The organism is Mulberry dwarf phytoplasma, from assembly GCF_056504655.1.
On the sequence record NZ_CM151418.1, the window covers coordinates 195,698 to 211,679 of the forward strand.

Sequence of the window (15,982 nt, forward strand, 5' to 3'; positions counted from 1 at the left end):
ATGAAATTTCTTTGGAACTCCAATCGTAAATGCAACAATATATTAAAACATTTACAAGACATTCACACCATTTTTGATAAATTACAACAAGACCAAAAAATAACTGATATTGAAATTATGATGCTTTTAACATACGATCAATCAGTAACTTTTTTAAAACAAAAATATGGTTTAGTAAGTGGCTCTTATTTTATGGATGCAAGTTTTACTCAAACTAACCCAAATATCAAAAAAACAGCTGAAGGCTTAGAAATACACCACATAAAAGAATATCAAGCAAGAGGATTATCAAATTCCCAAATACGCCAAACACCACCCTTTTTAATGCCAAAAAGGCATTAATTTGTTGTATTGTAATTTATTAGAACATTTTCTTTTGCATTTAAAAATTTGTGATTATTCCAAAAACCCTTTACATCCTGAAGTTGGCAAAAAGGGAGCAGAAATTATTTTTCATCGTTTAGCTAAAATCTTTTTTGACAATCCTTTTGAATATCAAAAAAACAAATGCATATCAGCCCAAAAAATTTATTATCAAAAAAGTGATTTTTGGGAATGCTTTTATTTATATCAAAGTTTAAAAGTTTATTTATGACAAAATAAAAATATTTGATTTGTATAATATTTTATGTCATTTATTTTTTTCATCATTTTTGTATTAATTATTTATCTTTTGATTATAATATATCAAGGAATAAAGAAACAAATATGAAAAAACTATTCTTTTTTGATATTGACCAAACTTTATACAACGGCAAAACCAAAGAAATTCCTTCACAAACCACAAAACTTTTACAAACCCTAGTGCAAAACCCCAATAATATTTTAGGAATTGCTACAGGAAGAAGCTACAAAGGTTTAAGCGTTTTAAAAGAACTTACTTCTTTATTTAAGTATTTTGTTGTTCTAAATGGAGCTATTACTTGGAAAGCCAAAAATATCGTCCAACAAACTTGCATCCCCCAAGAACTTGTAATTAAACTAAATTGCCAAGCCCAAAAAAAAGGAATCATAGTTCTCAATTTCAGTTTAGAAGAAAAGGGCATAACCCAAACAACAGATCCTGATTCTAAAAGTTTGTTTGATAATGTAATGTTGCAAAAAAAATCCCATCAAAAGCAATCTTCATTTAGAAAAACCTATTTACAAAATTAATTTATTTCATCCAAATACCTCCCTTGTTGTTGATTTTTTAAAAGATTTTGAACAACTCCATGCTTATTATTGGAAAAATGGTGTTGTAAGTTTAAGTGCCAAACAAGTTAATAAAGCTTATGTTATCCAAGCAATTATGAAAGACCAAAAAGACTGCCAATTAATTTGCATGGGAGATGGTTGCAGCGATTTTGAAATGCTTCAATTTGCAGATATAGGAATCGTCATGGCAAATACTCATTATGAAACTCTTCACAAAGTTGCCAATTTAACTGTTCCTCACATCGAAAAAAACGCTTTATATGATTTTTTTAAAGATTATAATTTGTTATGAAGTTGTTTATCGAAGAAAAAATAAAATGTGTTTTCAATGCGTTTAAAAGGAGAATAAAATGTGTTTAATTTTTGGAATACTAAATATTAAAACCGATCCACAAATGTTGCGTGACCAAGCTCTTAAACTTTCCAGTTTGATGCGTCATCGAGGACCTGATTGGTCAGGAATTTTTGCCTCTCAAAAAGCCATTTTAGAACACGAAAAACTATCAATTGTAGATGTTAATGCTGGAGCTCAACCACTTTATAATAAAACCAAAACCTTAGTACTTGCAGTAAATGGAGAAATTTATAACCACCTAGAATTACGCCAACAATACAAAGATAAATAAGAATTTCAAACAGAATCAGATTGTGAAGTTATTCTAGCACTATATCAAGAAAAAGGTGTTAATTTTTTAGATGAATTACAAGGAATGTTTGCATTTATTTTATATGATCTTACAAAAAACACATATCTTATAGTACGCGATCATATGGGAATAATTCCACTTTATATGGGATATGACCTTAACCAAAATTTTTATATAGCTTCTGAAATGAAAGCCTTAATTCCCATTTGCCAAACCCTTTCTAATTTTCCTCCAGGAAATTATTTATCTAGTGAATCTGGCAAAATGGTGAAATATTATAAACGCAATTGGATGGATTATCAAAATGTTTACAACAACCAAACCAACACAACCCAATTACGCAATTTTCTTGAAGCATCAGTAAAAAAACATTTAATGTCTGATGTTCCTTATGGCGTACTTTTATCTGGTGGCCTTGACTCTTCTATTATTTCTGGAATCACTAAAAAATTTGCCAAACACCGCATAGAAGAATCAAGTAAAAAAGAGGCTTGGTTTCCTTCACTTCATTCTTTTGCTGTAGGTCTTAAAGGCGCTCCTGATCTTAAAGCTGCCAAAGAAGTAGCCAATCATTTAGGAACAGTCCATCATGAAATTAATTTTACTATTCAAGAAGGCATAGATGTTTTAAAAAATGTTATTTATCACATTGAAACGTATGATATTACAACTATTCGCGCATCAATTCCTATGTATTTAATGGATCGCAAAATTAAAGCTATGGGCATCAAAATGGTTCTTTCTGGTGAAGGTGCTGATGAGATTTTTGGAGGTTATCTATATTTTCATAAAACCCCTAATGCTCAAGAATTCCACAAAGAAACAGTCCGTAAATTAGCTTCATTACATTTATATGATTGTGCAAGAGCCAACAAAGCAATGAGTGCTTGGGGAGTAGAGGCGCGAGTGCCTTTCTTAGATAAAAACTTTTTAGATGTTGCTATGAGACTTAATCCCAAAGATAAAATGTGTGGCACAAATGGCAAAATAGAAAAACATATTCTACGACAAACATTTGAATCTTATTTACCCAAAAAGATTGTATGGCGCCAAAAAGAACAATTTTCTGATGGAGTAGGCTACAGTTGGATTGATGCTTTAAAAAAACTTGCCCAAACCAAAATCACAGATACACAATTAAAAAATGCTTATGTTCGTTTCCCTTACAATACTCCTACAAACAAAGAAGGCTACATGTATCGCGAAATTTTTGAAACCTTATTTCCTTTGCCAAGTGCAATAAGTCTTGTTCCTGGTGGTCCTTCAATTGCTTGCTGTACTGCAAAAGCTATCGAATGGGACAAAGCTTTTAAACAAATAAACGACCCTTCAAGACGCGCTGCATTAGGGGTGCATAATGAAGCTTATAAGGACAAATAAATTTTATTCAACAATCCCCAGTTTAACTTAACTTTATTTTTTGCTTTTAATTGTTTTGTGCGAACCAAATAATAAAAAACAAATAATAAAAAACAAATAATAAAATAAAAAAACTAATCCAAAATCACAAATCACAAATTATATTTTTTGCAAACATTTCTAACACCCATTTTGCAACTCCAAATTTTTACAACTTTATCCCAGAAAGGATATTTATATGAACCAAAAACCAAGAAAAGCCTTAATTAAAAAAAACAATTTGCCCCAAACCAACACACCCAAAAAACCTTTTTTAAGTAGCAAACTATTAAGCAATTGCATTATTTTTAACTCTATTGTCATTGTTGTATTAGCAATTTATTTAAGTAAACCTACTCAAACAGATATTTACCAAAAAACCACCCAACTACATTTAACAGCAATGGTAGCAGGAATGTTTTTAGGAGGTACTATTTTAGGATTAAAAAAAGGATTTTTTGGCGTTTCTTTAGGAGTTTTATTAGGAGCTACCTTAGGAATGTGGCTATCGTTACTTACTAAAGGAAACATTATTTCGATAATTCAAATGTAGTTTTTAATTTTAACCCCAACCCCAATATTTTTCATTTCCAAAATAAAGAAAGTGTTATCATTTTTATGCAAACCAAAATCAAAAATCTAACCGCACAATTTCACACCAGTTTACAAAAAAACAAACATGATTTAGACCAATTAATGAACTTAGACAAAGAATTTTTAGGCAAAAAGGGCATCTTGTTTGAACTTACCCAAGAGCTAAAAAGCCTTCCTCATGCCCAAAAAGCAGTTGCAGGCAAATTAATTAACGTTTTAAAACAAGAAATTATTTTCACTTTACAAAAAGAAAAAGAAATTTTACAAAGAAACCAACTAAACGCCAAATTGCTCCAAGAAGAAATTGATCCTACTTTACCAGGATTGAAATTTTTCCAAGGAAGCACCCACCCCCTTAATCAAATCATTGAACAAATTGAAGATTTATTTTTATCTTTAGGCTATGAAATTAAAGAAGGCAACGAAATTGAAACTGATTTTTATAATTTTGAAATGCTCAACATGGGCAAAGGCCACCCCGCAAGAGCAATGCAAGACTCTTTTTATATTGATCCCCAAAAACTTTTGCGCACCCACACTTCCAACGTCCAAGTCAAAGAAATGAAAGCTCGCCAAGGAGGACCCCTCAAAATTATTTCTCCTGGAAAAGTTTACCGCAAAGACGATGATGACGCCACTCATAGCCATCAATTTATGCAACTCGAAGGACTTGTCATTGACAAAAACATTAATTTTTCCCATCTCAAAGAAACTCTTTTACTCATTACCAAAGAATTATTTGGCACTTCCCAAGAAATTCATTTAAGACCGTCTTATTTTCCCTTTACCGAACCTAGCATTGAAGTTGATTTAGTAATTACCAAAAAAGATGGCAACAAAGAATATTTAGAAATTTTAGGAGCTGGTTTAGTGCATCCCCAAGTTCTTAAAAACGCTAATTATGACCCTGAAAAATATCAAGGTTTTGCCTTTGGAATAGGTATTGAAAGAATTGCTATGATTAAATATCAAATTGACAATATTAGACATTTTTATACTAATGATATTCGCTTTTTAAAACAATTTGCAAGGAACACCGCCAACAATGAAAATTATTGAAAATATTTTAAAAAACCATTTTTCGCAACCCCTTTCCCAAAATATTTCTGCCTTAACTAACAATTATATTACCGAAGTGCAAAATTTTTTCCCCCTATCCAAAAACACTAATTTAGTGGTGGGGCAAATTCTTAACTTTCAAAAAATTCAAGGTTCCCAAAAATTAAATTTAGTAGAAGTTAACACTGGCACAAAAGTAGTCAAAATTGTTTGTGGAGCTTCTAATTTACAAAATGGCAAAAAAGTTATTGTAGCTTCAGAAGGTTCTTTTTTGGAAGGCATCAACGCCACCCTTAAAAACAAAAAAATTTATGGAGTTTTTTCAGAAGGAATGCTTTGTGCTTTGGAAGAATTGGGAATTAGTACCAAATTTTTAACTCCCCAAGAACAAGAAGGAATTTATCTTTTTGATGACCCCAACGACCAAATTGCTTTGGGAAGTGATGCTTTAATTCCTTTAGGACTTGATTGTTTTATCTTAGAATTAGGGCTTACACCCAATCGTGGTGACCTTTTATCTCACCTAGGTTTTGCCAAAGATCTCAAAGCAGTTTTGTCTTCTCAAAGTTACAATAACAATCAAGAAACAAAAGCAACCAACTACAAAACAAAAAACAGCGAAGACCAAACAACCCCAAAAACGCTCCCCCAATTAAACCCCGATTTTTTTGCAAACTTGCCTCAATCTCCTTTAAAAGTCCAAATTGAAAACGACAGTTGTTATGAATACAACGCTTGTATCCTGGAAAACATCAAAATCAAACCTTCTCCTTTATGGTTGCGAAACGCCCTCTTACAATCAGGCATCAACCCAATCAACAATGTTGTTGACATCACTAATTTAATTTTAATCGAATACGGTATTCCCCTACACGCTTTTGATTCTGAAAACATTAAACAAATCAAAGTTAGAAAAGCCTTACCACAAGAAAATATTACAACTCTTAACCAAAATGATTTTGTTTTAGATGAAAATGATTTAGTTATTACAGATGGCAAAAAAGCCATTGCTCTAGCTGGTATTGTAGGACTTTTAGAAAGTAGCATTAAACCTACAACTACTAAAATTATTCTTGAAGCTGCTTATTTTTCGCCCCAAACTATTGCCCAAACTTGTCAAAAACTCAAAACCAAAACTGAAAGTTCCCTACGTTTTGAAAGAGGTATTGACCAAAGTCTTATTCCTTTAGCTTTTCAAAAAGCATGCCAACTTTTAGTCACTTTAGCAGATGCCAAAATTACTTACCAACCTATAATTACAAAACAAAAAAACCGTACCAATCCTACTATTTCTTTGAATCTTGATTTTGTTACAAGAAAAATTGGCGTTTCTTTGTGCCCTACTCAAATCAAAAATTGGTTATTAAACCTAGATTATCAGATACATACATCCAAACATTTAGGACCACAGAACAAAAACGAACAATTAAACCTCCAAGCTCCTTTACGTCGTTATGATGTCAAAATTAAAGAAGATGTCATTTCTGATTTAACTAGACTTTATGGTTGCCATAAATTACCTCCCCAAACAATTCAAGTCCCTACTCAAGGAAAATTAACCTTAAAACAAAAAAATATTAGAGAATTGCGCAAACTCTTAGTTAATTTAGGATTTTATGAAACTATTACTTACAGTTTAATTAGCTCTGAGATGTTTGAAGCTTTTACTCCTCAAAAACCCTTTATCAAAATAATGAATCCTTTGTCACAAGACAAAATGATTTTAAGACAAAGTTTGCTAAGTAGTTTAGTAGAAGTTTTAAGCTATCAGCACAAACGACAAACTTTTGATACTGCTTTTTTTGAAATTGGAAAAACTTATTTTCCCAACCAAGAAACATTAAGTCTTGCTTTTGCTTTGAGTGGTCATTTCTTAAATTCCTTGTGGCACAAACAAGATGTTTCAAGTTCTTTTTTTGTTACCAAAGGCATCCTTGAAAAAATTAGTGCTTTTCTAGGCATTACCCTTACTTATCAAAAAACACAACAACATAGTAATTTTCATCCAGGAATGCAAGCCAATTTGTTATTTAACAATCAAATAATAGGAGTTATCGGAAAAACACATCCTCAACTTAATACCAAATACCACTTAAAAGAAAGTTTTCTTTGTGAACTTTTTTTAACGGATGAAATTCTTAACACTACCAAAACGTTTACCTTCCAACCAATTCCTAAATTTCCTATTGTTATTCGTGATTTAGCCTTTTTAGTAGATACCAAATATTCCTTTTATCAAATCGAACAAACCATTAAACAAACTACCCCTTTTGATTTAATCAAATGTGAATTATTTGATGTTTATCAAATACCTACAACCAAAGAAAAACATTCTCTTGCCCTTAGACTTTTTTTCAATAACTTAGATAAAAACTTAGAAAAACAAGATGTAGAACATTGTATGGAAAAAATTACTTCTAATTTGATTAAACACTTTCATATTGAAATTAGATAAAAATAGATAAAAAAAATATTGCTTTTTAAGTGTATATGCAAATATAATAATTGTGGTAAAATAATAGGGTAGTTAAATTAGTTTTTTACCCTTTTTATCTTTTTGCCTTTTTACATTTGTATAATTATAAATTTTTTTAATCAATAAAACAAAAAAACAACTAAACAACTAAAGGAGTCTTTAAAAATGTTTAATGTCAACCATTTAAGCAAAAATTACGTTACTAAACGCGGTAATATGACGATGGCCTTACAAGACGTTTCTTTAAAATTACCTGATAAAGGTATGGTTTTTATCTTAGGTAAATCAGGTTCTGGTAAATCTACTTTATTAAATGTTTTAACAGGCATTGATGTTGCAAACGGCGGCGTAGTTGAAGTATGCAAAGTTCCTATTACAACTTTTAATCAAAAATATTTAGATAATTATCGTAATGGAATGATTGGTTTTATTTTCCAAGAATTCAACTTAATAGAAGATATGAATGTATTTGAAAATATTGTCTTAGCATTACAATTACAAAATAAAAAACCAGATATTGCCTTAATTAATGATTTAATGAATCAAGTAGGATTGGATGCTTCGTTCCTAAATAGAAGAGTTAATGAACTTTCAGGCGGACAAAAACAACGTGTTGCTATTGTTCGTGCTTTGGTGAAAAATCCTAAAATGGTCTTTGCTGATGAGCCTACAGGAAATCTAGATTCAGAAACAGGAACCCAAGTTTTTGATTTACTTCAAAATTTAAGTAAAGAAAAATTAGTAGTTATTGTATCTCATGATAGCGAAAGTGCTTATAAATATGCTGATCGTATTTTAGAATGTAAAGATGGTAAATTCATATCAGATATGACAAGAAAAAAAGACACTACTAAAAAAAAACAAGTATTTAAAGAAGGTCAATTTCTTACATCTGAAATGATTGCAAACTTAACTAACTTAACTAAAAATCCTGCTTTAGAAAACTTTGATAAAACTGATTATACTAAAGTATTACAACAAGATACTGATTTTGTATCTTTTCCTAGTTGTTTGCCTTTTTCGTTTGTTGCTAAGGCTGCTTTAAAGAGTTTTAAAAATAAAAAGTTTTTCTTGGCATTGAATGTTTTAATAACTGCTATTGCAACTTTTATTTTTATGTTTTTTGCTTTTACATTTTTGAGTTATAAATGGTTCGGAATCTGTGATAAAATATATCAAATGTATAAATTATTTGGAAGATATAAAAGATATACAAATATTGAATTATATTCTTTTGTTGGTCTTATGGAAACGGCTGTTAAAATAGCTGTTGAAACTATTCAAATTATAAGTAGCCCTATGTTCTGGGTTTGGATTTTATTTGTTCCAGGTGCTATGATTATGCTTTATTTTTCTATGAGTGCCAAACTTCAAAATAAAAAAATGGGTATTCTAAGAGCTTTAGGTTCTAATGGTGTTAATGTTGGTAAAATCTTTTTAGTTGAAGCATTCTTTTTTGCTTTATTCCAAATGGTTTTAACTTTTGTATTATTATTAAGTATTTTATTTTGGTTTAAAGATGCATCTATATTATTTTCATCTTTCGATATGAAACCGTTGCCCAATTTTGCAAGTAAAAATGACATTATGTTTTTCTTTAATTCTTTAGTAGAATCGGAAAAGCAAAAAAATTTATTATGGTTTACATCACCATATTTAGCTTTCAATCCTTTTGTAAGAGTCCTTTTATTTAATTTATTATCATTTAGTTATGTCTTTTTCATGACTCTATTATTTATATCTTTCATTATTTATAAATGGTCTAACAAAAAACCAGTTGACATCATCAACAATAAATAAATATTAATTGAAATACCATATATTATAATATATGGTATTTTTTTTATCTCTTAAACTTGCAATTTTCATTATTTTGTTTCATCATTTGTCTTAATTTCAAGTACAATTTAAGTGTAGATGTATATTATCAAATAACACTAAATTAATTATATTTAGTAACACAATAAAGATATAATACATTTAATCAAAAACAAACTAATATAAATAAAATAAGGAGTATTACAATGTTAACGAATGTGTACGACCCCCTAAAAGGTAAACAATTCCAAATACTTGACGAAAATGGCAACCTTGTTCAACCTGAATTAGAACCAAAATTATCTAAAGATGTTTTATTAAAAATGTATAAAACAATGGTTTTAGGTAGACAAGCTGATTTAGCAGCCTTAAAATATCAACGCCAGGGACGTATGGGAAACTATTTACTTAACTCAGGGCAAGAAGCATCTCAAGTAGGTGTCGCTGCTGCCTTAGAACCCCAAGATTGGGTATCACCTTATTATCGTGATGCAGGAATTTTTCTTTACCGTGGAGTTTCTTTAGAACAATTTTATCTTTACTGGTATGGCAATGAAAAAGGCTCTCAACTAGACCCTAAGTTGCGTATTTTACCAGCTAACATTATTATTGGCTCTAGTGTTAATTTAGGAGCAGGACTTGCCTTAGCAAGCAAAATGCAAAATAAAAAAGAAGTAACTATTGCAACTATTGGAGACGGAGGAACCGCACACGAAGAGTTTAATGCAGGTCTTAACTATGCTGCTGTTTTTGGAGTACCATTAGTAGTATTTATTCAAAATAACCAGTATTCTATTTCTAATCCTCGTAACAAAGTATCCAAAGCTAAAACTTTAGCTCAAAAATGTTATGCTTGTGGAATTCCTGGCATGCAAGTAGACGGCAACGACATTTTAGCTGTTTATGTAGCAGCCCAAGAAGCCTTTAACGAAGCGCGCAAAGGAAACGGACCTACTTTAATTGAAAATGTTTCTTATCGTCTAGAAGCACACTCCACTAATGATAATGCTTCTGTTTACCGTAGCAAAGAAGAAGAATTAGAGTGGCGCAAAAAAGACCCAATTGTACGTTTTCAAAAATACTTGATGAATAAAGGTTATCTAACTCAAAAACAAGTAGAACAATTTGAAAAAAAAGCCCAAGAAGAAGTTGTTTTAGCACACCAAAAAGTAGAACAAACAGGCAACAACATCGATATTAAAGATATTTTTGCATACACTTATGAAAAAATGACTCCTCAATTAGAAGAACAATACGAAGAATGCAAAGCTTTTTTCAACACAAAGGAAGGTAAATAATAATGGCTTCAATGACATTACTAGATGCAATTAATCAAACTTTAGATAGCAAGTTAGCAAAAGATCCTCGAGTAGTTCTTTTTGGACAAGATGTAGGAAAATTAGGCGGCGTTTTCCGCGTAACTAAAGGCCTACAAGACAAACACGGAGAAACTCGCGTTTTTAATGCCCCTATTGCTGAATCTTCTATTATCGGAAGTGCTATCGGACTTGCCATTAACGGCATGCGACCAGTTGCAGAAATCCAATTTGATGGTTTTATTTTTGTAGGACTAGAAGACCTATTTGCCCACGCAGCCCGTTTGCGTAACCGTAGTCGTGGTAATTACACAGTACCTATGGTAGTAAGAGTCCCAGTTGGTGGAGGGGTAAAATCCTTAGAACATCACTCCGAATCATTAGAAGTAATTTTAGGCTCTGTTCCTGGTCTTAAAGTAGTTATTCCATCTAATCCTTACGACGCTAAAGGTTTATTAATGGCTGCTATTAACGACCCTGATCCAGTAGTCTACATGGAACCTAAAAGAATTTATCGTGGTTTCCGTCAAGAAGTTCCCGAAACAGATTACGAAGTCCAAATCGGTAAAGCCAAAGTCGTTCAAGAAGGCACAGACATTACAGTTGTAGCTTGGGGAGCAATGGTACCAGAAACACTATTAGCCCTTAAACAACTTGATCCTAATGTTTCCGTAGAACTAATTGATTTAAGAACTATTAATCCTATTGACAGAGAAACTGTAATTACATCTGTTAAAAAAACTGGACGCTTTTTAGTAGTTCATGAAGCATGTAAAACTTATGGACCTGCAGGAGAATTAATGGCTTTAGTTAACGAACAAGCTTTCTTATACCTAGATGCAGCTCCTGCCAGAGTTACTGGAAATGATATCACAATGCCTTTAGCCAAAGCAGAACATTATCAGTTTTTAAGCCCTGAAAAAATAGCTGATGCTATTAAAAAAGTGGTTTGCGAATAAGATAACAAAAAGATATAAGGATATAAAAATATGTTTGAATTTAAATTTGCTGATGTCGGCGAAGGCATTCATGAAGGTACAATTACAAGATGGTTTTTTAAAGTGGGCGACCAAGTAAAAGAAGGTGATGTTTTAGTTAAAGTTGAAACTGACAAATTAGACGTTGAACTAACTTCTCCTGTAGCAGGAAAAATCTTAAAAAGAGACCTTAATGAAGGTGAAGTTATTTGCGTAGGAGATACTATCGTTTTAATCCAAGAACCAGGTGACACTGATGCAGATGTTAAAAAGTTTTCTTCTCAAAACCCTAATGAAACTGCTGCTACAGAAAAAAACGACACCCAACAAGCACAAACATCCGCACAAACCTCTTTACCACCTCAAAAAGTACTTGCTACTCCATTAGTAAAAAGTCTAGCCAAAGAACTAGGACTTGACCTTTCAACCATTAAAGGAACAGGTGTAAATGGAAAAATCTTAAAAGTAGATGTACAAAACGCAACTAACCCTTTACAAACTCAACCACAACCAACAACCCCTTTTGTCCAAGAACAACCAACCCCCACCCCAACTTTTGCCACATCTAGCCAAGAAACAGAAGTAGTAAAAATTTCTCGCCTCAGAAAAGCCATCGCCCAAAAAATGGTTCTTTCCAAAGGCAAAATCCCAGAAACTACTCTAATGGACGAAGTAAACATTACTGCTTTAGTAACACTACGCAAACAAGCCAAAGATCAAGCACAATCCCAAGGAATCAAATTAACTTTTATGGCTTTTATCATGAAAGCAGTAGCGATTGCCTTACAAGAATTCCCAGTATTTAACGCTAGTTATGATGACGTTAAAGAAGAAGTTACTTACAAAAAATTCATTAATTTAGGAGTAGCAGTTGATACCAAAGACGGTCTAATCGTTCCTAACATCAAAGATGCTAACAAATTAACTCTTTTAGAAATGGCACAACAATTACAACAAGTAGCCAAAGCCACTACCGAAAGAAAAGTAGAATTAAATCAGCTTCAAAACGGAACTTTTACTATCACTAATTTTGGTTCTATCGATATTACTTACGGCACCCCAGTTATCAATTACCCTGAATTAGCTATTTTAGGAGTAGGAAAAATCACCAAAAAACCTGTAGTTGAAAACAGTCAAATTGTAATTGCAGACATGCTTCCTCTTTCCTTAGCAATTGACCACCGTATTATTGATGGTGCTGATGGCGGTAGATTTTTAAAACGCGTTAAAGAATTGCTAAATACTCCTACTTTATTGCTTTTATCCTAACAGAAAGACCAAGGGCAAATTATGAAAAATTATGATGTTTTAGTGGTTGGTGGAGGTCCTGGTGGATACGTTGCTGCCATTAAAGCTGCCCAAATGGGTGCTAAAGTTGCTTTAGTAGAAAAACATAAATTAGGTGGTATTTGTCTTAATTATGGCTGTATTCCTACCAAAGCTTATTTAAAAAGTGCCAAAATGTATAAAGATATCAAACGTTGTGCTGATTTTGGAATTAAAGTTCAAAACGGCGTTTCTTTTGATTGGTCCTCCATTTTATCACGCAAAAATAAAATTGTTGCTCAACTTACTACAGGTATATCTTTTCTCCTGAAAAAAAATAAAATTGATTTTTACCATGGTTTTGCAAGTGTTCTTTCTCCTTGCGAAGTCCAAGTAGACACTAACTTATTGCACACCCAAAAATTAATTATTGCAACAGGCAGTACCGCTTTTGTTCCTCCTATTCCAGGTGCCCAAGAAGCTTATCAAAAAGGCATTCTTAAAACTAGTAAAGAATTACTACAACTAGAAAGCTATCCTTCCAAAGTTACTGTTGTAGGAGGCGGTGTTATTGGAGTAGAATTTGCAACTATTTTTAATTCTTTTGGTAGCGAAGTGAGTATTTTAGAAAGACAAGACACTATTCTAAATGGTATGGATAGGGACGTTGTTGTTGCATACACTAAAAAACTTCAAGCAGACGGCATCCAAATTTTGACTCAAGTAGAAGTAACTAAAATTAATGACAATCAAACTACCTACACTCAAAAAGGCAATGCCAAAACAATTACTTCGGATGTTATTTTAATGGCTGTAGGCACCAAAGCCAATCTTGCAGGCTTAGAAAAATTAAATTTAGCCCTCAACCGCAATAGCGTCCAAACTGATAATTTTTGTCAAACTTCAATTCCTGGAGTATATGCTATTGGTGATGTAAACGGCAAACACATGTTAGCTCACGTGGCAAGTCATGAAGGTATTGTAGCTGTGACTCACGCTTTAGAACAAAAAGCACATTCCATTAATTATGACCGTGTTCCTGCTTGTATTTATGGTTTTCCTGAAATTGCTTCTATTGGCATTACCGAACAACAAGCCAAAGAAAAACAAATGGATTATAAAGTTTCTAAAATATCTCTGGGAGCTGTTGGCAAATCTTTAGCTGATGGCGAAAAAGAAGGTTTTGCTAAATTAATTGTTTGCAAAAAACATTTAGAAATTTTAGGAATGCATATTTATGCTTACAATGCTACTGAATTAATTAGTGAAATGGCTGTAGGAATGGAACTTGAAGGAACTGCTTATGAACTATCTCAAGCAATTCATCCTCATCCTACCTTATCAGAACTTACTTTTGAAGCTCTTTTAGGAGCCGTTGACAAACCAATTCATGCATAATTATTATTTGATCTTTTAACAAAAAAAGAACCTTTAATAGGTTCTTTTTCCTTAAATGGGTGATGCAATTATGAAAACTCAAAAAAAGAAAAATAAAACGAAGCGAAATAAAACAACAAAACTAAAATAAAGATAAAGAACAACATTAAATATTAAATCCTCAAATATTTTTGAATAAAAGGAGATGATAAATGATTACTAAATATACCATTAGAAAAGTTTTATTTTTTATCTTATTATTTGCAGATTTTACCATAGCTTTTCTCGAAAAAGCCAAAATATTTACAATCACAAATAAATATTGGGCATTAAGTTTACCTTTTATTTATTTGTTGCCATTTTTGACTCTTTCTGGCATTCCTTTTTATATTGGATTTAAATGATCCCAAGGTAAAGAATTTGTTTAATAAAGACCCTAACAAGGGGGAAACACTTCAAAATATTGATTTTGGTGAATCTATTAGGCCAGATTTTAAAGCATGCATGTATGATGGCAATATAGGTTTTAATTCTAAAGAGAAAAAAACTAAAATAGTTTGTTGCTCTTTTGTTTTAGCTGTTATACTAATGATTTTAGCACTATTTTTTAGTGTGGAATTAAAAAAAGAAACATTGGCAAAATTTTTATTTTATATTTCTTTAACTTATTTTATTTGTTTTTATATCTATTTTACTTTATATTCATATAGTGTTTTATGGTTTTTATATGTTAAATTTTTTAAATGGTTAGGTTTTGCTTATTTTGAAAAAGATTTTATCAAAACTATCAAAAAACATAATTTATTTGCTATTAGTATTTTTTATTATGAAAACCAAAAAAGAATAAGAAAAATAAAGATTAAAAGCCCAACATTTATTAAATAAATTTTTGTTTTGCTTTCTTATGTATCTAATTATAAATTATTATTACTTTTAACCTTGCAAAATAATTTACCCTATGAAATTAACAAATCTAAAATCACTTCTTTAATCTTTTATATTTACCATTTTTTAAAACTTATAAATAACAACAAAATAACCATTTTCCAACCCCTTAAAATCAAAAAAAGGAATACATTAAAATGTTAATAGACACTCACGCTCATCTCAATCTTAAAACATATAAAAATAAATTAGATGATGTTTTTCAAAAAGCTTGGAATAATGAAGTCAAAAAAATGATTGTTATAGGCATGGATGAAAAAACTAACCAAAAAGCATATGAAATCGCTAATAAATATAAAGAAGTAATGGTAGCTTTTGGGATTCATCCTTGTTCTGATTTTTCCCAAGAAACGCCCGAAAGCATCATCAAATACCTCAATCATCCGCAAACAGTTGCTATAGGAGAAATTGGCCTTGATCTTCATCACAGACAAGATAATTTAGCTGTCCAAAAAAAGTTTTTTCAAGCCCAAGTTAAAATTGCTATCCAATATAACTTACCTATTATTATTCATGCACGCAAATCTTTTGAAGAAATTTATCAACTTTTACTACCTTATCGCAATCAAGTTAGAGGAGTTTTTCATTGTTTAGTTTTTAGTTTAGAAGAAGCCAAAAAAGCTTTGGAACTAGGTTTTTACATTGGAATTGGAGGAGTTGTTACTTATCCTCATGCCCAAGTTGCCCACGAAATTGCAAAAACTATTCCCCTAGATAAAATTTTATTAGAAACTGATTGTCCTTATTTAACTCCTTATCCGTTTCAAAATGAAACCAATGAGCCTTATCATATCAAATTAATTGCCCAAAAAATTGCTCAATTAAGAAATATTTCTTTGCAATGTGTTGCTACTCAAACAAGCAATAATGTAGCTAAGTTGTTTTTAAATAAAAATTCTTTTTAATCTTTTT

At 31.3% G+C, this 15,982-nt stretch carries 13 protein-coding genes and 2 pseudogenes; all 15 read left to right on the forward strand.

Annotated elements, in window-relative coordinates; translation table 11 throughout:
- The 15 genes and pseudogenes from JAHGCCOI_RS00945 (at position 1) to JAHGCCOI_RS01015 (ending at position 15,975) form a co-directional block, all read left to right on the forward strand.
- Complete coding sequence (locus JAHGCCOI_RS00945; protein WP_479492160.1) at positions 1-342, forward strand: SAV1803-related protein; 342 nt, start codon at positions 1-3, stop codon at positions 340-342.
- Between the two features lie 4 nt (positions 343-346).
- On the forward strand, positions 347-595 hold the full coding sequence (locus JAHGCCOI_RS00950) for a hypothetical protein (protein WP_479492161.1): 249 nt from the start codon (positions 347-349) through the stop codon (positions 593-595).
- A gap of 113 nt (positions 596-708) precedes the next feature.
- Positions 709-1,489: pseudogene (locus JAHGCCOI_RS00955) on the forward strand (HAD-IIB family hydrolase).
- 58 nt (positions 1,490-1,547) lie between these two features.
- A pseudogene (gene asnB, locus JAHGCCOI_RS00960) lies at positions 1,548-3,224 on the forward strand (asparagine synthase B).
- 217 nt (positions 3,225-3,441) lie between these two features.
- Positions 3,442-3,795, forward strand: coding sequence for a hypothetical protein (locus JAHGCCOI_RS00965; protein WP_479492162.1), 354 nt, complete (start codon positions 3,442-3,444; stop codon positions 3,793-3,795).
- Between the two features lie 65 nt (positions 3,796-3,860).
- A complete protein-coding gene (gene pheS, locus JAHGCCOI_RS00970; RefSeq protein WP_479492163.1) occupies positions 3,861-4,895 on the forward strand; it encodes a phenylalanine--tRNA ligase subunit alpha in 1,035 nt (344 codons plus the stop codon).
- Complete coding sequence (gene pheT / locus JAHGCCOI_RS00975) at positions 4,882-7,350, forward strand: phenylalanine--tRNA ligase subunit beta (protein ID WP_479492164.1); 2,469 nt, start codon at positions 4,882-4,884, stop codon at positions 7,348-7,350. Before pheS ends, pheT begins: the two co-directional genes overlap by 14 nt.
- Positions 7,351-7,536: 186 nt before the next feature.
- Positions 7,537-9,171, forward strand: coding sequence for an ABC transporter ATP-binding protein (locus tag JAHGCCOI_RS00980; protein ID WP_479492165.1), 1,635 nt, complete (start codon positions 7,537-7,539; stop codon positions 9,169-9,171).
- Between the two features lie 224 nt (positions 9,172-9,395).
- Complete coding sequence (gene pdhA, locus JAHGCCOI_RS00985; protein ID WP_479492166.1) at positions 9,396-10,487, forward strand: pyruvate dehydrogenase (acetyl-transferring) E1 component subunit alpha; 1,092 nt, start codon at positions 9,396-9,398, stop codon at positions 10,485-10,487.
- 2 nt (positions 10,488-10,489) lie between these two features.
- Entirely contained in the window at positions 10,490-11,464 is a 975-nt protein-coding gene (locus JAHGCCOI_RS00990) for an alpha-ketoacid dehydrogenase subunit beta (RefSeq protein WP_011160950.1), read from the forward strand.
- 30 nt (positions 11,465-11,494) lie between these two features.
- Entirely contained in the window at positions 11,495-12,751 is a 1,257-nt protein-coding gene (locus JAHGCCOI_RS00995) for a dihydrolipoamide acetyltransferase family protein (RefSeq protein WP_479492167.1), read from the forward strand.
- 21 nt (positions 12,752-12,772) lie between these two features.
- The gene (lpdA, locus tag JAHGCCOI_RS01000; RefSeq protein WP_479492168.1) at positions 12,773-14,146 is read left to right on the forward strand and encodes a dihydrolipoyl dehydrogenase; all 1,374 of its coding nucleotides are present in this window, start codon (positions 12,773-12,775) and stop codon (positions 14,144-14,146) included.
- A 191-nt stretch (positions 14,147-14,337) separates the two neighbouring features.
- Positions 14,338-14,529 carry a hypothetical protein gene (locus JAHGCCOI_RS01005; RefSeq protein WP_212775532.1) on the forward strand — a complete coding sequence of 64 codons (192 nt, stop codon included), beginning with the start codon at positions 14,338-14,340 and terminating at the stop codon, positions 14,527-14,529.
- Positions 14,530-14,545: 16 nt separating this feature from the next.
- Positions 14,546-15,010: a hypothetical protein gene (locus JAHGCCOI_RS01010; protein ID WP_479492169.1), complete on the forward strand. Its 465-nt coding sequence runs from the start codon at positions 14,546-14,548 to the stop codon at positions 15,008-15,010.
- 197 nt (positions 15,011-15,207) lie between these two features.
- Positions 15,208-15,975 (forward strand): TatD family hydrolase, encoded by a 768-nt coding sequence (locus JAHGCCOI_RS01015; RefSeq protein ID WP_212509161.1) that lies wholly within the window; start codon positions 15,208-15,210, stop codon positions 15,973-15,975.
- Positions 15,976-15,982: the final 7 nt, after the last annotated feature.